We start from the raw sequence: 18987 nt of genomic DNA on the forward strand, positions 1-18987 counted from the left end.
CCCCCGCCGGGGGTCGCGTCCTCCAGTGGACGTTGGGGCTAGTACCGCGGTCCCACCCGAAACTGGGGGTCCGGGGTGCACCCCCCTCTCCACCAGCGCATCCGCGCCTACCCTCCGCCCGTGTCGCGAAGTCGCCGCAGCAGCGGGGTCGGGGCCAGGGTCTCGGTCGCCGGCTCGGTCGCCCGGTTCACCCTCGCCGGGCTGCTGGTGACGGCCGCGCTCATCGGGGTGACCGGGGTCCTCGCCCAGCACGCCGGCGAGCAGGAGGCGACCCGTTCGGCCGAGCGGCTGGCCCGCGTCGTGGCCCACGGCGTCGTGGAGCCGCGGCTGACCCCTGAGGTGGCCGTGGGCGACCCCGGGGCCGGCGCGGCCCTGGCCGACGCCGTCCAGCCCGTCGTCGCCTCCGGTCCCGTCGTCCGGGTGAAGGTCTGGACCGCCGAGGGCCGTCTGGTCTGGTCGGACGAGCCGCGCCTGATCGGCCGCGTGTTCCCCCTGGACGACGCCGAGCTCCGGGTGCTCTCCGGGGACGTCGTCCTCTCCCACGTCAGCGACCTGTCCGACCCGGAAAACCGGTACGAGCGCGGTCACGGGGAGCTGCTGGAGGCCTACGTCGGCGTCCGCGACAGCAGCGGCCGGCCGCTGATCGTGGAGGTGTACCAGTCCTACGACGCGGTCGCCGAGGCCGCCGAGCAGGCCTGGCGGCGCTTCGCCCCGGCCGGGCTGGGCGCCCTGCTGGCCCTCGAGCTGCTGCAGATTCCGCTGGCGTGGGACCTGGCCCGGCGGCTGCGCCGCAGCCAGGAGGGTGAGGCGGTCCTCCTCCGGGCCGCCGTCGACGCCTCCCACGCCGAGCGGCGGCGCATCGCCCACGACGTGCACGACGGCGTCGTGCAGGACCTCACCGGGCTGACCTACGACCTGGACGCCGCCCGGCTGGGCGGCTCCGCGGACCCCCGCACCCGCGCCCTGCTGGCGGCCACGGCCGGCGGCCTGCGCCGCTGCGTCTCGGAGCTCCGCCGGCTCCTCGTGGACCTCAGCCCGCCACCGCTCCCCGCCGCGGGGCTCGGGCCGGCGCTCCAGGGGCTGGCCGCGGGGCTGGAGCGGCGGGGCTGCGAGGTGGTCCTGGACGCGGGCCCGGCCGACGGCCTGCCCCGCCCCGCGGCCGCGCTGCTGTACCGCTGCGCCCTGGAGGCGGTCCGCAACGTGTCCCACCACAGCCGGGCCCGCACCGTCCGGATCACGCTGACCCGCCGCGACGACGTCGTCACGCTGGTCGTGGACGACGACGGGGTCGGCTTCGACGACGCCCGGCTGGCCGAGCGCAGCGCTGCCGGCCACCTGGGGCTGCGCGCGCTGTCGGACCTGATCGGGGAGTCGGGGGGCTCGCTGACCGCGGAGAGCTGTCCCGGGCGCGGCACCCGGCTGACGGTCACCGTCCCCGTCGAGCCGGCCGGCCCCCGGCCGGCCGCCGCCGTGCCCGCGGCCGGGGCGGTCCGGTGATCCGCGTCCTGGTCGTCGACGACCACTCGATCGTCCGGACCGGGCTCGCGCACCTGCTGGGCACCGCCGCGGACGTCGTCTGCGTCGGCACGGAGGCCGACGGGCGGGCGGGCCTGGCGGCCGTGGCGGCCCTGCGGCCGGACGTGCTCCTGCTCGACCTGTCGATGCCCGTGCTCGACGGCGTCGAGGTGATCCGGGCCCTGCGCGCGGCCGGGGACCCGGTCCGCATCCTGGTGCTGACGTCCTTCGCCGACGCCGACCTGGTGCTCGCCGCCGTCCACGCGGGCGCCGACGGCTACCTGCTCAAGCAGAGCGAGGCCGAGACCGTCCTCGACGGGGTGCGGGCGGTGGTCCGGGGCGACGCACCCGTCGACCCTGCGGTCGCCCGGTCGCTGCTGTCCGAGGTGCGCGGGCGGGCGCAGGCCGACCCGCTGACCGAACGGGAGCGCGAGGTGCTGGAGCTGATCCGCCAGGGGCAGCCCAACAAGTCCATCGCGCGCCGGCTGGCCATCAGCGAGCGCACCGTGAAGGCGCACGTGACCCACATCCTCCAGCGGCTGGGGGTCGCCGACCGGACGCAGGCCGCCCTCTGGGCCGAGCGCCACCGGCAGGGCGCGGACCGCGCCTGACGGGGGCGGCCTCAGCGGGTCCGGCGGAGCAGCGCCATGAACATCGCGTCGGTGCCGTGCCGGTGCGGCCACAGCTGCCCGAAGTCCCCGCGCGCGATGCCCGGCACCTCCGGGAACAGCGGGGCCACCGGCAGCACCTCGACGTCGTCCCGGGCGGCGGCGGTGCCGACGACGGCCACCGTCTCCTCCGTGTGCGGTGAGCACGTCACGTAGGCCAGCACCCCGCCGGGGCGCACCGAGGCCAGCGCGGCGGCGAGCAGTTCGGTCTGCAGCTCGACGAGCGCCGGGACGTCCTCGGGGGTCCGCCGCCAGCGCACCTCCGGACGGCGGCGCAACGCGCCCAGGCCCGTGCACGGGGCGTCCAGCAGCACCCGGTCGAAGGAGCCCGGCGCCCACGGCGGCTCCCGGCCGTCGGCGGCCAGCACCTCGACGTCGGCCTCCCCGGCCAGTGCGCGGCGGACCAGCTCGGCCCGGTGCGGCGCGCGGTCGGCGGCGGTGAGCCGGACGCCGCCGGGCCGGAGCGCGGCGAGCAGCCCGGCCTTCCCGCCGGGGCCGGCGCACACGTCCAGCCACGCCTCGTCGGGCCCCTCGAGCGGTGCGCGAGCGAGCAGCAGGGCGGCGAGCTGGCTCCCCTCGTCCTGCACCGCCGCCCGCCCCGAGCGCACCGCCGCGAGACGGCCCGGGTCCCCCCCGCCGAGCCGGACGGCGTACGGCGACCACGGGCCCGGCGAACCGCCGGACTCCTCGGCCAGCGCGGCGCGCTCCATGCGCCGGGCGACCAGGTGCACCTCGGGGGCCGCGTCGTCGGCCAGCAGCGCCGGCTCCAGCTCGTCGTCGCCACCCAGTGCGTCGCGCCAGGCCTCGACGATCCAGCGCGGGTGGTCGGTGGCCAGCGCGAGCCGCTCGTCGCCCCCGGCCCCCAGCGCGGCCAGCCACGCGGCCCGGTCGCCGCCCGCGGCGACCTTGCGCAGCACGGCGTTGACCAGACCGGAGGCACCGGTGCCGACGATGGCGCGGGTCAGGGCGACGGTGGTGTCCACGGCCGCGTGGGAGGGCACCCGCAGGTCGACGAGCTGGTAGGCGCCCAGCCGGAGCAGGTCCAGCACCCGCGGGTCCAGCTCGGTCAGCGGGCGGGACACCAGCCCGGTCAGGATCGCGTCGAGGGTGCCCCGGGCGCGCAGCGCGCCGTACGCGAGCTGGGTGGCGAAGGCGGCGTCGCGGGGCTCGAGGTCGCGCTCGCGCAGCAGCTGCGGGAGGAGCAGGTTGGCGTAGGCGTCGCGCGAGGACACGCCGTCGAGGACGTCGTACGCGGTCAGGCGGGCCCCGTCCAGCGGGCGCCGCCGGGGAGCCGGGCGCGGGCGGCCGCCGCGGCGGGGGGCGCCTCCCTGGCGCTCGGGCGGGCGGGTCACCCGCCGCCCAGCCGCTCGCCCGTGGCGGGACGCGCCCCGCGGGCCCAGTCCGCCGCCGGCAGCATCCGCTTGCCCGCGGGCTGCACCTGGTCCAGCCGCACCGCGCCGTGGCCGGTGCCCACGAGCACGTCCCCGTCGACGTGCAGCTCACCGGGCGCCAGGGCCGGGCCCCCGGGGACGGGCACGGCCGGGCCGAGGCGCATCCGCTCCCCCCGCCACGTCGTCCACGCGCCCGGGGCCGGGGAGACGCCGCGGATCCGCCGGTCCACCACGTGGGCGGGCAGCGTCCAGTCGACCCGGGCGTCCGCCGTCTCCACCTTCGGGGCGAGGCTGACGCCCTCGGCCGGCTGCGGCTGCGGCTCCAGCGCACCGGCGGCGATGCCGTCCAGGGTGGCCAGCAGCAGCTGCGCTCCGCTGACGGCCAGCCGCTCGAGCAGGTCGCCGGCGGTGTCCCGCGGCCGGATGGCCTCGGTCAGGGTGCCGTAGACCGGCCCGGTGTCCAGGCCCGCCTCCAGGAGGAAGGTCGACGCCCCGGTCACCTCGTCGCCGGCCATGATCGCGTGCTGCACCGGCGCTGCCCCCCGCCACGCGGGCAGCAGCGAGAAGTGCAGGTTCACCCAGCCGCGCGGCGGCACGTCCAGCGCCGCCTGGGGCACCAGAGCACCGTAGGCCACCACGGGCACGCAGTCGACGCCGAGGGCCGCGAGCTGCTCGAGGAACTCGGGCTCGCGGGGCGAACGCGGCTGGAGCACCGGGAGGCCGGCCGCGTCGGCCCGCTCCGCGACCGGGGAGCGGCTGACCTTCCGGCCGCGCCCGGAGCGGGCGTCCGGCCGGGTGAGGACGGCGACGACCTCGTGGTCGGAGGCGAGCAGCGCCTCCAGGGACGGGACGGCGGGCGCCGGCGTGCCGGCGAACAGGAGCTTCAGTGCGGGCTCACCTTCACGACGGGGAGGTAGCTGCCGTGGCCGTTCCACTCGGCGGCCCGGATCTCGGCGAGCGCGGCGGCGCGGTCGGCGTCGGCGAGCCGCTCGACGAACAGCACGCCGTCGAGGTGGTCGGTCTCGTGCTGGATCGCGCGGGCCAGCAGCTCGGAACCCTCGACCCGCACCGGGTCGCCGTGCACGTTCCAGCCGGTGGCGACCACGTGCAGGTGGCGCCGGCAGTCGTAGCGCAGGGCGGGGATGGACAGGCAGCCCTCGGGGCCGTCCTGCACCTCCTCCCCCACCGGGGCGACGTCGGGGTTGACCAGGTGGCCGACCTCGCCGTCGACGTACCAGGTGAAGACCCGCAGCCCGACGCCGATCTGCGGCGCGGCCAGACCCGCGCCACCGGCGGCCCGCATGGTGTTGGTGAGGTCGTCGACGAGCCGCCGGAGCTCGGCGTCGAAGTCGACGACGGGGGCCGCGGGCCGGTGCAGCACCGGGTCGCCGAACAGCCGGATGGGGGTGACGCTCACCGGTCGATCGTAGGCGGCGCTGCTGAGGTGCTGGAGCGGCCCGCTGCAGGGTCCCGCCCTGAGCTCGCGAGCGGTGGGGGGCAGCGGGGTCCTTCTCCCAGCGCGGCCCGGACGGCGGCGGCGGCGTGCAGCGCCGTCGTGGGGAAGGTCGGGACGGGGACGTCGTCCGGCCCGATCAGCAGCTCGATCTCGGTGCAGCCGAGCACCACCCCCTGCGCGCCGCGGGCCACCAGCCGGCCGACCACCTCCTGGTAGGTCCGCCGCGACTCCTCGCGGACGACGCCGAGCACCAGCTCGTCGTAGATCACCCGGTGCACCAGGTCGCGGTCGGGCTGCTCCGGGACGTCGATCGCGCCGGTCACCGCATCGGCGACGGTGTGCATCGTGTTGGTGCACAGCAGCACCAGGTCCGCGCCGGCGTCCTGCAGCGCACGCGCGTCGGCCGCCAGCAGCTCCCCCGCGGCGGCCCACTCGCCGGCCGCCTGCAGCCGCTGGACGCCGGCGAAGTCCACCGAGAGGAGGATGCAGCGCGCCGAGTGGAACCCGCCGAGCCGGTCGCGCACCGCCTCGTTGAGCAGCCGGTAGTACAGCGCACTGCTCTCCCAGCTCATCCCGCCCAGCAGCCCGATCGTCCGCACGCCCGGCATCGTCGCAGCTCGCCGGCGCCCGGCGCAGCGGTGCGGGCCTCCGGGCTCTCCCGCGCGTGGTCGCGCCCTGCCCACGCAGACGGGGCAGAGCGCGACCGGCCGGGGGCAGCAGCACCGGGAGACCACCACCGCAGCGGCGACGCCTACACCAGGTCGAGCGGGTCCAGCTGCACGCGCACGTGCTCGGGCACCTTCTTCGCGCTCCGCACGCCCTGCACCTCGGCGAGCGCGTGCGCCAGGGCGGCGCCCTCGGTCCGCGGCACCCGCACCAGGTACCGCTCGCGCTCCCCCTCCTGCCCCGGCCGCGGCCGCTCCGGCACCGGCCCCAGCAGGTCGGCGCCGTCGGGCAGCCGTGCGGTGGCCAGGAACTCCGCCAGCGCGGACGGCGACCCCACCAGCGACGCCATGCGCGTCACCGGCGGGAACCCCAGCTCCCGGCGGTCGGCGAGCTCCCGCTCGGCCAGCCAGGCCGGGTCCCAGCGCACCAGGGCCTGCACCACCGGGTGGGCGGCGTCGGCGGCCACGACCACCTGCCCGCCGGCCGAGGCCGGTCGCACGAGCGCCGCGGCGGTCGTCCACCGGCGCAGCGTCTCCTCCCCCGCCCGCAGGTCGGCCCGGCCCAGCAGCGCCCAGGAGTCCAGCAGCAGCGCGGCGCCGTAACCGCCGTCGGCCACCGGCTCCGCCCCCGGCGTGGCGACGACCAGCGCCGGCCCCGCCGGCACGGTGGCGAGGACCCCGGACGTGCTGCCGGAGGTGCGCACGGTCGTGCCCGGGAAGGCGCGCGCGAGCTCCTCGGCGGTGCGCGACTCCCCCACCACCGCGGCCCGCAGCTTCGTCGCGTGGCAGTGCGGGCAGTCGAAGGTGGCCGCCGGCCGGGCGCACCAGCGGCAGGCCGGGATGCGGGTCCCCCCGGGACCTGGTCGCGGCGATATGCCCAGCGGGCCCGCGCAGTGCGCGCACCGGGCCGGCGCCCGGCAGCGGGCGCACGCCAGCGACGGGACGTAGCCGCGCCGGGGCACCTGCACGAGCACCGGTGCCCCCGCGGCCAGCGCGCGGCGGGCCGTCTCGTAGGCCAGCGAGGGCAGGCGCGCGGTGCGCGCCGCCGGGTCGCGGGCCAGCTCGAAGTCGTCGCCCAGCGCCTGCACCCGCGGGGCCGCGGCGCGCAGCGCCGGGCGGTCGGCGACCAGCTCGTTGGCCCAGCCGGACTCCACGAGCAGCGCGGCCTCGGCGGTGCGCGACGTGCCCGCGACCACCGCGGCGCAGGAGTCGAGCCAGGCGCGCTGGACCAGCACGTCGCGGGCGTGCGGGTAGGGCGCCCGCTCCTCGGAGTGCAGGTCGTCGCCGTCGTCCCAGACGACCACCAGGCCGAGGTCCCGGACCGGCGCGAACATCGCCGCCCGGGTGCCCAGCACCACCTGCGCGGCGCCGCGCGAGGCGGCGAGGAACCGCCGGTAGCGCTTCTCGGGCGAGTCGTCGGCCCGCAGCACGGTGAAGGAGTGCTCGGGCAGCAGGCGCTGCGCCGCCGCGGCCAGCCGGTCGAGGTCCCGGCCGTCGGGGACCACCACCAGCGACCCGCGCCGCCCCGCGAGCGCCGCGCGGCACAGCTCGACGAGCCGGGTGGGCCACTCCTCACCGGGCAGCGCCGTCCAGACCGCGCGCGCCGGCCGCCCCTCGGCCAGGGCGGACAGGAGCGCCGGCCCGGCCTGGTAGCGGGCGAACCCGGCGGGGTCCGGCGGCTCGGGCAGGGCCGCGGGGGTCGGCGACTCCCGCTTCTCGGCGGCGCCCCGGCGCGGCGGCAGGGCCAGCCGCAGCACGTCGCTCGCCGTCCCCGCGTAGCGGTCCGCCACGGCCCGGACCAGCCGCGCGACCTGCGAGGTGAGCACCGGTTCGCCGGAGGGCACGTGCGAGAGCGGCTGCAGCCGGCCGGCGAAGTCGGTGCTCTCCGCCAGCTCCCAGACCACGCCGTCGACGAGCCGGCCGTGGAACCGGACCCGCACCCGGCACCCGGCCTGCACCGTGCCGGCGTACTTCTCCGGGACGGCGTAGTCGAACGGCCGGTCCAGGTGCGCCAGGGGCACGTCGACGACGACCCGGGCGACCTGCACCGGACCAGTCTCCGTGCTCACACCGACAACTCCCCGGCTCCGGGGGTCGGCGGGGTCCTTCGGTTCAGGCGACCGCGGCCTTCAGCGCCTCGACCCGGTCCAGCCGCTCCCAGGGCAGGTCGAGGTCAGCGCGGCCGAAGTGGCCGTAGGCGGCGGTGGGGCCGTAGATCGGGCGGAGCAGGTCCAGGTCGCGGACGATGGCGCCCGGCCGCAGGTCGAACACCGAGGTGATCGCCTTCTCCAGCACCTCGTCGGCGACCGCGCCGGTGCCCTGCGTGTCGACGAACAGCCCGACCGGGTGCGCGGCGCCGATGGCGTAGGCCACCTGCACCTCGCAGCGGCGGGCCAGGCCCGCGGCCACCACGTTCTTGGCGACCCAGCGCATCGCGTACGCGCCCGAGCGGTCGACCTTCGACGGGTCCTTGCCGGAGAAGGCACCGCCGCCGTGGCGCGCCATGCCGCCGTAGGTGTCGACGATGATCTTCCGGCCGGTGAGCCCGGCGTCGCCCATCGGGCCGCCGATGACGAACTTGCCGGTCGGGTTCACGAGCAGCCGGTGCCCCTTGGTGGGCAGGCCGAGCGCGGCCAGCTCCGGCTCGACGACGAGCTCCTCGATGTCGGGGGTGAGCAGCGTCTCGATGGAGATGTCCTCGGCGTGCTGCGAGGAGACGACGACCGTGTCGACGGCCACCGGGCGGTCGTCCTCGTAGACGACGGTGACCTGGGTCTTGCCGTCGGGCCGCAGGTAGGGCACCGAGCCGTCCTTGCGCACCGCGGAGAGCCGGCGGGACAGCCGGTGGGCCAGCGCGATCGGCAGCGGCATCAGCTCGGGGGTCTCGTCGGTCGCGTACCCGAACATCAGGCCCTGGTCGCCGGCGCCCTGGCGCTCGATCGCATCCTCGACGGCCTGCTCCTGGTCGCGGACCTGGGCCTGCGTCCGCGACTCGTACCCGACGTCCACGCCCTGGGCGATGTCGGGCGACTGGGCGCCGATGGACACGCTGACGCCGCAGGAGGCACCGTCGAAACCCTTGCGCGAGGAGTCGTAGCCGATCCGGAGCACCGTCTCGCGGACGATCGCCGGGATGTCGACGTACCCGGCCGTGGTGACCTCGCCGGCGATGTGCACCTGGCCGGTGGTGATGAGCGTCTCGACGGCGACGCGGCTGCGCGGGTCCTGGGCGAGCATCGCGTCCAGGATCGAGTCGCTGATCTGGTCGGCGATCTTGTCCGGGTGGCCCTCGGTCACCGACTCGGACGTGAAGAGGCGGCGTGGCACTCGGTGACTCCCTGGGACGGTGGGCGGGTGGGGGCGGAGCGACGGCGGCTCGACGGACGTTCGGTGCGGAGCACCGGGGAGGAACGTTACCGGCGCACCCCCGCGACGGGCACGACGGCTCCGTCAGGCCTCGCCGGGCCCGCCCAGCCGGGCGGCGACGGCGGTCCAGATCCCGGCGGCGACGGCGTCCTTGCTGCCCCGCGGGACCTCGGTGACCGCGCCGTCGGCGGCGAGCACGACGACGGCGTTGTCCGGCCGGCCGAACACCTGGCCCGCCGAGACGTCGTTGACCACGAGGAGGTCGCAGCCCTTCCGGGCGAGCTTGGCCCGGGCGTGGGTGAGCACGTCGCCGTCGGCGTCCCCGGTCTCGGCGGCGAAACCGATGACGAGCTGACCGGGCCGCCGCTCGCCGACGAGCTCGGCGAGCACGTCGGGGTTGCGGACCAGCTCCACCGCGCTGGGCTCCGCGGCCGAACCCTTCTTCAGCTTGGTCGCGGCGACGCCGGCCGGGCGGAAGTCGGCCACCGCCGCGCTCATGACCACCACGTCGGCGGCCTGGGCCTCGGTCAGCACCGCCGTCCGCAGCTGCTCGGCGGTCTCCACGGGCACGACCCGGACCCCGAAGGGGGTGGGGGCCTCCACGTTGGCCGCGACCAGGACCACCTCGGCGCCGCGGGCGGCGGCCACGCGGGCCAGCGCCCAGCCCTGCCGGCCCGAGGAGCGGTTGCCGAGGTAGCGGACCGGGTCCAGCGGCTCGCGGGTGCCGCCGGCGCTGATGACCACCGTCCGGCCGGCGAGGTCGCGGGGCAGCGCGGCGGCGCCGCCCTCGAGGACGACGGCGGCCAGGGCGGCGACGTCGCCGGGCTCGGGCAGCCGGCCGGGGCCGGAGTCGGGCCCGGTGAGCCGGCCGACGGCGGGCGGGAGGACGATCGAGCCCCGGCGGCGCAGCGTCGCCACGTTGTCCTGCGTCGCGGGGTGCAGCCACATCTCGGTGTGCATGGCCGGCACGAAGACGACCGGGCAGTGCGCGGTGAGCAGGGTGGCGGTGAGCAGGTCGTCGGCCCGGCCCGCCGCGGCCCGCGCCAGCAGGTCGGCGGTGGCCGGCGCGACGACGACGAGGTCGGCGGTCTGCCCGATGCGCACGTGGGCGACCTCGGGGACGTCGGACCATACGTCGGTGGTGACGGGGTTGCCGGAGAGGGCCTCGAAGGTCGCCGCCCCGACGAAGTGCAGCGCACCGGGCGTGGGGACGACGCGGACGTCGTGCCCCGCCTCGGTGAGGGCCCGCAGCAGCAGCGCGGCCTTGTAGGCGGCCACTCCCCCGCTGACACCCAGCACGATCCGGCTCATGCGCTCATCCTGCCGCAGGCACGACGACGCCCCCGGCGCGGGCCGGGGGCGTCACCAGAAAGGGATGGAACGGCCCCCTCGCAGGGGCCCGCCGCGAGTAGAGCGAGCGGTGGGGGGCGAGGGGGTCCTGTCTCAGTTCTCGCCGGCGGTGTGCGCCAGGAGGCCCTCGTTGATCTCGCGGAGCGCGATCGACAGCGGCTTCTCCTGGGGCGCGGTGTCGACCAGCGGGCCGACGTACTCCAGCAGGCCCTCGGAGAGCTGGCTGTAGTAGGCGTTGATCTGGCGCGCGCGCTTGGCGGCGAAGATCACCAAGCCGTACTTGCTGCTGGTGCGCTCGAGCAGCTCGTCGATCGGCGGGTTGGTGATGCCCTCGGGGGCGGGTGCGACTCCGGACACGGTCGGACGGGTCTCCTCGATCGTTTTCGTGGGAGCGGGCGGCCGGCGGACCGGCGGGCTCACTCGTGGGCGCCGGTGCCCGGAAGGGGTCCGGGCGAGGGCGCAGTCAGCAAGCCTACCAACTCGTCCGCGGCGCGGGCGACGTCGTCGTTGACCACCACCACGTCGAACTCGCCGGAGGAGTCCAGCTCGGCCTGCGCGATCGCCAGCCGGCGCTCCTGGACGGCGGCCGGCTCCGACCCCCGCCCGGCCAGCCGGCTCACCAGCTCGGCCCACGACGGCGGGGCGAGGAAGACCAGCTGCGCCTCGGGGGCGCGGGCCCGGACCTGCCGGGCGCCCTGGAGCTCGATCTCCAGCAGCGCCGGCCGGCCGCTGGCGAGTTGCGCCTGCACCGGCGCGAGCGGGGTGCCGTAGCGGTTGCCCGCGTACTCCGCCCACTCCAGGAGCCCGTCGGTGGCGATCAGCCGGTCGAACTCGGCGGCGGAGACGAAGTGGTAGTGCACGCCGTCGACCTCGCCGGGCCGGGGACGACGAGTGGTGGCCGACACCGACACCCAGACCTCGGGGTGCCGCCGCCGGACCTCGGCGACCACGGTGCCCTTGCCGACCCCGGAGGGTCCGGAGAGCACGGTCAGCCGTGCCGGTGTCGCTGCTGCCACTCGTCGTCCTCGCCCGGGGTCGTCGGCGGTTGCCGACGACCCCCTCAGACGGAGCCGTCGGCGGGGACCTGGTCGGCGTCGATCGTGTCGCCGCCGAACTCGGCCTCCAGCGCCCGCCGCTGGTTGGCGCCCAGCCCCCGCACGCGTCGCGTGGGGGAGATCTCCAGGCGCTCCATGATCTTCGCAGCCCGCGCCTTGCCCACACCGGGCAGGGATTCCAGGACCGCGGAGACCCGCATCTTGCCGATCACTTCATCGGTCTCGCCCTGCTTGAGGACGTCGCCGACGGTGGCGCCCTTGCTCTTGAGTCGCTCGCGCAGCTCGGCGCGCGCCTTGCGGGCCGCGGCCGCCTTCTCGAGGGCGGCGGCCCGCTGTTCCGGGGACAGTTCAGGCAGGGGCATCGTGCAACCCAATCGTGTCGTCGTCGGCCGATGTGCGACCGGCGGTCGTTCGGTTTCCGGGGACGCACCGCGTCCCCGGCTGCGAGCCTGTCCGCCCTGGGAGTTCAGGGCAAATCCGCAGGTCCGCGCGGACGCGGCGACCCGCGGCACGGCCCCGGCACCCCGGGTCCGCACGATCGCCGCCCTTTCGGTGACCCTCCGTGATCAGCCCAGGTCGGATGCGCTAACCGGACGGTCGGGTCTCGCCGGGTCGGTTGCCCGCGCACCTGGTCCGAGGCGCCGCGACACGCCGACGGGACGACACGCCCGGCAGCGGTTCCCGCCCCGCTCAGGCCGCCAGCGCCTCCGCCCAGCGCTCGGCGGCGGCCCGCAGCGCGGCCGGGTCCGGGCCCGCGCCGAGCACGTCCCGGGACACCGTGGGCACGACCGCGGCGCGGACGCCGAACAGCCGGCGCAGGTCGCGCACCGTGCCGCCCTGCGCACCGAGGCCGGGTGCCAGCACCGGACCGCCCAGACCGGCCAGGTCGACGTCCAGCTCCCGCAGCGTCGCCCCGACCACCACCCCGAACGAGCCGGTGGTGGGCCCGAACCCGGTCGCCAGGTCCCGCACGGCACCGGGGTCGGGCAGCGGATCGCCCACGACCCAGCCCGGGGTGTTCCACCCGCGCACGGTGTCGACGACGACCTGCGCGGCCGACCGCTCGCCGGCGCGCGCGTGCTGGAGCGTCCCGGCGTCGGGGTTGGAGGTGCGGGCCAGCACGAACAGCCCCCCGCCGTGCTGCCGCGCGGTGTCGACCGCCGGCTGCAGCGAGCCCGGTCCCAGGTAGGGGTTGACGGTCATCGCGTCCACCGCCAGCGGGTGGTCGGCGCGCAGGTGGTCGGCGTAGGCGGCCATGGTCGAGCCGATGTCGCCGCGCTTGGCGTCCAGCAGCACCAGCGCCCCGGCGGCCCGCGCCCGGGCCACCCCCTCCTCCAGGACGGCGACGCCGCGGGAGCCGAACCGCTCGTAGAAGGCGATCTGCGGCTTGAGGACGGCGACCGACCCGGCCAGCGCGCCGATGACGGCGTCGGTGAACGCGGCTATCCCCTCGGCGCTGTCGGGCAGCCCCCAGGCGTCCAGCAGGGCGGCGTGCGGGTCGATGCCGACGCACAGCGGCCCCCGGGCGGCCACGGCGTCGGCGAGCCGTTGACCGAAGGGTGCGTTCACGGGGCCTCCACGGATCGGGGCAGGGTCTCGCCGAGCGCGTCGACGCAGCGCCGCGCGAGCATGGGGTCGGCGAACGCGCCGGCGGCGGCCTGCACGGCGTCGGCCCCGGCGGTGAAGAGCGCCTCGAACGAGGCGGGGTCGGTCACCCCGCCCATCGCCAGGACGTCGAAGTGCGCCCCGCCCGACGCGCGCAGGGCGACCAGGCGGCGGGTGAAGTCCAGCGCCGGCTCGCGGACGGCTATCCCGGACAGCCCGGCCAGCTCGCGCCCCGGGAAGGTGGGCGTGCCGTCGCTGCGGCGCACCCGGCTCTGCACGGTGTTGATGCCGGCGATCCCGTCGACCAGCGGGGCCAGCCGAGGGACGAGCGCAGCCAGCCGGTCGACGTCCAGCCAGGAGAGCTTGGCCACCAGCCCCGTGCGGTCGTCGAGCTGCCGTCGCACCGCCTCGACGACCGCGACGGTCGCGTCGGCGTCCAGGCACAGCGGCGGCTTCACCCCGGCCGCCGACCGGTCGAGGGTGTTGGGGCAGGAGAGGTTCAGCTCGACCACCGTCGCGCCGGCCTCCTGCGCCAGGAGCGCGGTGCGGGCGAAGTCAGCCGCCAGGTCGTCGCCCTCCCCCATGACGCTCACCAGCAGCACCTGCTCCTCGCCGACGGCGGCCACGGCGCGCGCCAGGTCGGCCATCCACTCCTCCGGCTCGGGCGACGGGACGCCGAAGGAGTTGACGCTGCTCACCGCCGGCGAGCCCGGCGGCACCCAGTCCCAGGGGTCGGATACGACGTCCGCGACGGCTCCCGGGGGAAGGCTCGCCGTCTGCGCCGGGGCGACCGTCCAGTTCGGGGCCTCGTTGGGCGGGTGGGCGCGGCCGCGCACGGTCTTGTACGTGAGCACGTTCCAGCCGTTGGCCACGTTGTGCCGCACCCACGCCGCGCTGCCGTTGAGGACGCACGAGGAGACCCCGACGGGGAACCCCACCGTGCGGCCGAGCAGCGGCCAGCGCCGCCCACCCGCGGTCGGCCGCTCGGGCAGCCGCGGGCCCAGCGGCCGCTCCAGGTTCTCGCGGAAGGAGCCGAGCACGTCGTAGGCGGGCGTGGGCAGCCCGTGCGCGGCCAGCAGGTCGGCCCGGCGGGCGGTGCAGAGCACGCGGGTGAGGAGCGGCAGGTCGTCCTCGCCGACCGCGCCGGTGGCCAGCCGGGCGGCCAGGTCGGTGGCCGCACCGGTCAGCGCGTCGAGGTCGGCCTGCGGGGGCCGCCCGAACCGGGTGAGCCCCGCCGCGAACGCCGCGGGCAGCCCCTCGACCAGCCCGCGGGCGACGACGTCGTCGCGCAGCCGGGCGACCGCGCCGGGCGACGACGTCGTCACGCCTGCGTCCCCGCGAAGGTGCTCGGGCCGCCGTGCGTGCCGCCGGCCAGCGCCGCGTGCACCTCCTGCAGGCTGCGCACGCCGATGCCCCCGTGGCGGAGCGCCTCGATGCCCTGGACCGCGGCGGCCATGCCCTGCACCGTCGTGATGCACGGGATGCCGGCGCTGACCGCGGCCGTGCGGATCTCGTAGCCGTCCAGCCGCGGGCCGCTGTTGCCCGGGGCGCCGAACGGGGTGTTGAAGACCAGGTCCACCTCGCCGGCCTGGATGAGCTCCACGATGTTGCCCGGGCCCTCGCTGAACTTCCCGACCACCTCGGCGGCGACGCCGTGGCGCCGCAGCACCTGGGCGGTGCCCGTGGTCGCGAGCAGGCGGAAGCCCAGGTCGGCGAGCCGCTTGATCGGGAAGACCGCGGAGCGCTTGTCCCGGTTGGCCAGGGACACGAAGACCGTGCCCCCGGTGGGCAGCGAGCCGTAGGCGGCGGCCTGCGACTTGGCGAACGCCGTGCCGAACTGCGCATCCAGGCCCATCACCTCGCCGGTGGACTTCATCTCCGGGGAGAGGACGGTGTCGACCCCGTGGCCCTCGACGGTTCGGAACCGGTGGAACGGCAGCACCGCCTCCTTCACCGCGATCGGCGCGTGGTCGGGCAGGTCGGTGCCGTCGCCGGTGGCCGGGAGGACACCCGCGGCCCGCAGCGAGGCGATCGACTCGCCGACGGCGATCCGCGCCGCCGCCTTCGCCAGCTGCACCGCCGTCGCCTTGGAGACGAAGGGCACCGTGCGGCTGGCCCGCGGGTTGGCCTCGATGACGTAGAGGATGTCGTCCTTGATCGCGTACTGGACGTTCATCAGCCCGCGGACGCCGATCCGCGCGGCCAGCTTCCCCGTCGCCGCCCGGATCTTGAGCAGGTCGGCCGACCCGAGGGTGATCGGCGGCAGCGCGCACGCGGAGTCACCGGAGTGGATGCCGGCCTCCTCGATGTGCTCCATGACCCCGCCCAGGTACAGGTCGGTGCCGTCGTAGAGGGCGTCGACGTCGATCTCGACCGCGTCCTCCAGGAAGCGGTCGACCAGCACCGGGTGGTCGTCGCTGACCTCGGTCGCCTTGGCGATGTAGCCCTCCAGCGTGGCGTCGTCGTAGACGATCTCCATGCCGCGCCCGCCGAGCACGTAGGAGGGGCGCACGAGCACCGGGTAGCCGATCCCCGTCGCGATCGCGTGGGCCTCGGCGAACGTCGTCGCCGTGCCGTGCTTGGGGGCCAGCAGACCGGTGTCGGCCAGCACGCGGGAGAACGCGCCGCGGTGCTCCGCGGCGTCGATCGCCTCCGGGGAGGTGCCCAGCACCGGGACGCCGGCGTCCTTGAGCCGCTGCGCCAGGCCCAGCGGCGTCTGCCCGCCCAGGGTGCAGATCACCCCGGCCACCGGCCCGGCCGCGCGCTCGGCCTCGACCACCTCGAGGACGTCCTCGAAGGTCAGCGGCTCGAAGTACAGCCGGTCGGCGGTGTCGTAGTCGGTGGAGACGGTCTCGGGGTTGCAGTTGACCATCACCGCCTCGTAGCCGGCGTCCTGCAGCGCCATGACGGCGTGCACGCAGGAGTAGTCGAACTCGATGCCCTGGCCGATCCGGTTGGGGCCGGAGCCCAGGATGAGCACCGCCTCCTTCTCCCGCGGCTGCACCTCGGTCTCCTCGTCGTAGGAGGAGTAGTGGTACGGGGTGCGGGCGGCGAACTCCGCGGCGCAGGTGTCGACGGTCTTGTAGACCGGCCGCACGCCCAGCCGCCAGCGCAGCGACCGGACGCCGTCCTCGCCGGCGAGCTCGGGGCGCAGCGCGGCGATCTGCCGGTCGGACAGCCCGTGCCGCTTGGCCCGCCGGAGCAGCCCCGCGGTGAGCGACGGCGTCGCACGGACCTCCTCGGCGACCTCGCGGACCAGGGCGATCTGGTCGACGAACCACGGGTCGAAGCCGCTCGCCTCGGCCACCTGCTCGACGGTCGCGCCCGCCGCCAGCGCCGCCTCGGCGGTGTAGAGCCGCCCGTCGACCGGGGTCCGCAGCGCCTCGAGCAGCTCCTCGGCCGACCGCGGTTCCGGACCCCCGGTCCAGAACCCGGCCACCTTCGTCTCGGTGGAGCGCATCGCCTTGCCCAGGGCCTCGGCGAAGTTGCGGCCCATCGACATGACCTCGCCGACGCTCTTCATCGTCGTGGTCAGCCGGGGGTCGGCGCCGGGGAACTTCTCGAACGCGAAGCGCGGGATCTTCACGACGACGTAGTCCAGCGTCGGCTCGAACGCCGCCGGGGTGACGCCGGTGATGTCGTTGGTGATCTCGTCGAGGGTGTAGCCGATGGCGAGCTTCGCGGCGATCTTGGCGATCGGGAAGCCGGTCGCCTTGGACGCCAGCGCGGAGCTCCGCGAGACCCGCGGGTTCATCTCGATGACGACCAGCCGGCCGTCGGCGGGGTTGACGGCGAACTGGATGTTGCAGCCGCCGGTGTCCACCCCGACCTCGCGCAGCACGGCGATGCCGACGTCGCGCATCCGCTGGTACTCGACGTCGGTGAGCGTCATCGCCGGGGCCACGGTCACCGAGTCGCCGGTGTGCACGCCCATCGCGTCGATGTTCTCGATGGAGCAGATGACGACGACGTTGTCGCTGCGGTCGCGCATCAGCTCGAGCTCGTACTCCTTCCAGCCGAGCACCGACTCCTCGATCAGCACGGTGTGCACCGGGGAGTCGGCCAGCCCGTGCGCGGCCATCCGCCGCAGCATCGCCTCGTCGGTGGCGAACCCGGAGCCGAGGCCGCCCATGGTGAAGCTGGGCCGGATGACGACCGGGTAGCCGACCTCCTCGGCGGTCTCCAGCGCCTCCTCGACCGTCGCGCAGACCCGCGAGCGCGGGGCGTCGGCGCCGATGGACCGGACGATGTCCTTGAACATCTGCCGGTCCTCGCCGCGGTTGATCGCGTCGACGTCGGCGCCGATGAGCTGCACGCCGTACTTCTCCAGCACGCCGTTCTCGTACAGGCCGATCGCGATGTTGAGCGCGGTCTGCCCGCCGAGGGTGGCCAGCAGCGCGTCGGGGCGCTCCTTGGCGATCACCTTCTCGACGAACTCCGGGGTCAGCGGCTCCACGTAGGTGGCGTCGGCGATCTCCGGGTCGGTCATGATCGTCGCCGGGTTGCTGTTGACCAGGCTGACCCGCAGCCCCTCGGCCTTGAGCACGCGGCAGGCCTGGGTGCCGGAGTAGTCGAACTCGGCGGCCTGGCCGATGAGGATCGGCCCGGAGCCGATCACCATCACGTGCTGGATGTCGGTGCGCCTGGGCACGTCAGGCCTCCTTCTCGCCGGTGCTGCGTTCCACGACGGGAGGCGGGCTGACCGCGTCGCCACCGCGGCGGGCGGTCTCCATCAGGTCCACGAAGCGCTGGAACAGGGGGGCGGCGTCGTGCGGGCCGGCCGCCGACTCCGGGTGGAACTGGACGCTGAACGCGGGGGCGTCGACCAGCCGCAGCCCCTCGACGACGTCGTCGTTGAGGCCGACGTGGCTGACCTCCACCGGGCCGTACGGCGTGTCGGTGGGCCGGTCCAGCGGGGCGTCGACGGCGAAGCCGTGGTTGTGGCTGGTCACCCGCACCGTGCCGCTGACCCGGTCGAGCACCGGCTGGTTCAGCCCGCGGTGGCCGAAGCGCAGCTTGTAGGTGCCCAGGCCCAGCGCCCGGCCGAGGATCTGGTTGCCGAAGCAGATGCCGAACAGCGGCCGGCGGGCGTCGAGCACCCCGCGCACCGCCTCGACGGCGTAGCCCGCCGCGGCCGGGTCGCCGGGGCCGTTGGAGAGGAACACCCCGTCGGGCCCGGCGGCCAGCAGCTCCTCGGCGGTGGCCGTGGAGGGCAGCACGTGGGTCTCGACGCCGAGCGCGGCCAGGTGGCGCGGGGTGGCGGTCTTGATGCCGAGGTCCAGGGCGGCGATGGTGAACCGCTTCTCCCCCACCGCCGGGACGACGTAGGGCTCCCCCGTGCTCACCGTGGGGGCCAGGTCGGCACCCGACATGCTCGCGGCGGCGGTCACCCGGGCCAGCAGCGCCTCGGCGTCCAGCTCGGTGCTGATGCCGGCGCGCATCGCGCCCCGGTCGCGCAGGTGCCGGGTCAGCGCGCGGGTGTCGACGCCGCTGATGCCGACGACCCCCTGGGCCGCCAGCTCGTCGTCCAGGCCGCCCGTGGCACGCCAGTTGCTCGTGCGCCGCGCGGGGTCGCGGACGACGAAGCCCGCGACCCACATCCGGCTGCTCTCGTCGTCCTCGCCGTTGACGCCGGTGTTGCCGATGTGCGGCGCCGTCATGGCCACGATCTGGCCGGCGTAGCTGGGGTCGGTGAGCGTCTCCTGGTAACCGGTCATCCCGGTGGCGAAGACCGCCTCCCCGACCGTCGTCCCGGTGGCGCCGTAGGACTCGCCCCGGAACGTGCGCCCGTCCTCGAGCACGAGGATCGCGTCGCTCACCGCTGCACCCTCCGGCTGCCTGCCACCTCGGACGAGATCGCCGATCTCGTCCCCGTCCGCGCGTTGATGGGGCCGAGATCGCCGATCTCGCCGCCGG

General features: G+C 76.1%; 16 protein-coding genes. 2 read left to right on the forward strand and 14 right to left on the reverse strand.

The window, feature by feature from the left end; all coding sequences use genetic code 11:
* The first annotated feature begins 120 nt into the window (after nucleotides 1-120).
* On the forward strand, nucleotides 121-1497 hold the full coding sequence (locus E9549_RS24165) for a sensor histidine kinase (protein WP_236826858.1): 1377 nt from the start codon (nucleotides 121-123) through the stop codon (nucleotides 1495-1497).
* The gene (locus E9549_RS12465; protein WP_236826859.1) at nucleotides 1494-2126 is read left to right on the forward strand and encodes a response regulator transcription factor; all 633 of its coding nucleotides are present in this window, start codon (nucleotides 1494-1496) and stop codon (nucleotides 2124-2126) included. The genes E9549_RS24165 and E9549_RS12465 overlap by 4 nt, the downstream gene beginning before the upstream one ends.
* Nucleotides 2127-2137: 11 nt before the next feature.
* Here E9549_RS12465 and E9549_RS12470 read toward each other — a convergent pair whose 3' ends face one another.
* From E9549_RS12470 to carA, 14 genes are all read right to left on the reverse strand, one after another.
* The gene (locus E9549_RS12470; RefSeq protein ID WP_236826860.1) at nucleotides 2138-3535 is read right to left on the reverse strand and encodes an RsmB/NOP family class I SAM-dependent RNA methyltransferase; all 1398 of its coding nucleotides are present in this window, start codon (nucleotides 3533-3535) and stop codon (nucleotides 2138-2140) included.
* Nucleotides 3532-4509 carry a methionyl-tRNA formyltransferase gene (fmt, locus tag E9549_RS12475; protein WP_236826861.1) on the reverse strand — a complete coding sequence of 326 codons (978 nt, stop codon included), beginning with the start codon at nucleotides 4507-4509 and terminating at the stop codon, nucleotides 3532-3534. Before fmt ends, E9549_RS12470 begins: the two co-directional genes overlap by 4 nt.
* Nucleotides 4458-4991, reverse strand: coding sequence for a peptide deformylase (gene def / locus E9549_RS12480; protein ID WP_236826862.1), 534 nt, complete (start codon nucleotides 4989-4991; stop codon nucleotides 4458-4460). The genes fmt and def overlap by 52 nt, the downstream gene beginning before the upstream one ends.
* A complete protein-coding gene (locus E9549_RS12485) occupies nucleotides 4988-5629 on the reverse strand; it encodes an aspartate/glutamate racemase family protein (RefSeq protein ID WP_236826863.1) in 642 nt (213 codons plus the stop codon). The genes def and E9549_RS12485 overlap by 4 nt, the downstream gene beginning before the upstream one ends.
* 152 nt (nucleotides 5630-5781) lie before the next feature.
* The gene (locus E9549_RS12490) at nucleotides 5782-7764 is read right to left on the reverse strand and encodes a primosomal protein N' (RefSeq protein ID WP_236826864.1); all 1983 of its coding nucleotides are present in this window, start codon (nucleotides 7762-7764) and stop codon (nucleotides 5782-5784) included.
* Between the two features lie 43 nt (nucleotides 7765-7807).
* A complete protein-coding gene (gene metK / locus E9549_RS12495) occupies nucleotides 7808-9022 on the reverse strand; it encodes a methionine adenosyltransferase (RefSeq protein WP_236826865.1) in 1215 nt (404 codons plus the stop codon).
* Between the two features lie 123 nt (nucleotides 9023-9145).
* Nucleotides 9146-10372: a bifunctional phosphopantothenoylcysteine decarboxylase/phosphopantothenate--cysteine ligase CoaBC gene (gene coaBC / locus E9549_RS12500; protein ID WP_236826866.1), complete on the reverse strand. Its 1227-nt coding sequence runs from the start codon at nucleotides 10370-10372 to the stop codon at nucleotides 9146-9148.
* Nucleotides 10373-10504: 132 nt separating this feature from the next.
* The gene (gene rpoZ, locus E9549_RS12505; RefSeq protein WP_014376157.1) at nucleotides 10505-10768 is read right to left on the reverse strand and encodes a DNA-directed RNA polymerase subunit omega; all 264 of its coding nucleotides are present in this window, start codon (nucleotides 10766-10768) and stop codon (nucleotides 10505-10507) included.
* Nucleotides 10769-10827: 59 nt separating this feature from the next.
* Nucleotides 10828-11427 carry a guanylate kinase gene (gene gmk / locus E9549_RS12510; protein ID WP_236826867.1) on the reverse strand — a complete coding sequence of 200 codons (600 nt, stop codon included), beginning with the start codon at nucleotides 11425-11427 and terminating at the stop codon, nucleotides 10828-10830.
* Between the two features lie 44 nt (nucleotides 11428-11471).
* Entirely contained in the window at nucleotides 11472-11828 is a 357-nt protein-coding gene (gene mihF, locus E9549_RS12515) for an integration host factor, actinobacterial type (RefSeq protein WP_236826868.1), read from the reverse strand.
* 328 nt (nucleotides 11829-12156) lie between these two features.
* Complete coding sequence (gene pyrF / locus E9549_RS12520) at nucleotides 12157-13035, reverse strand: orotidine-5'-phosphate decarboxylase (protein ID WP_236826869.1); 879 nt, start codon at nucleotides 13033-13035, stop codon at nucleotides 12157-12159.
* Nucleotides 13032-14396, reverse strand: coding sequence for a dihydroorotate oxidase (locus tag E9549_RS12525; protein WP_236826870.1), 1365 nt, complete (start codon nucleotides 14394-14396; stop codon nucleotides 13032-13034). The genes pyrF and E9549_RS12525 overlap by 4 nt, the downstream gene beginning before the upstream one ends.
* Nucleotides 14393-17722, reverse strand: coding sequence for a carbamoyl-phosphate synthase large subunit (carB, locus tag E9549_RS12530; protein ID WP_236826871.1), 3330 nt, complete (start codon nucleotides 17720-17722; stop codon nucleotides 14393-14395). The genes E9549_RS12525 and carB overlap by 4 nt, the downstream gene beginning before the upstream one ends.
* 1 nt (nucleotide 17723) lies before the next feature.
* On the reverse strand, nucleotides 17724-18890 hold the full coding sequence (gene carA / locus E9549_RS12535) for a glutamine-hydrolyzing carbamoyl-phosphate synthase small subunit (RefSeq protein WP_236826872.1): 1167 nt from the start codon (nucleotides 18888-18890) through the stop codon (nucleotides 17724-17726).
* Between the last annotated feature and the right edge of the window lie 97 nt (nucleotides 18891-18987).

It is taken from the genome of Blastococcus sp. MG754426, from assembly GCF_021699055.1.
In the GTDB taxonomy this organism is placed as follows: Bacteria; Actinomycetota; Actinomycetes; order Mycobacteriales; family Geodermatophilaceae; genus Blastococcus.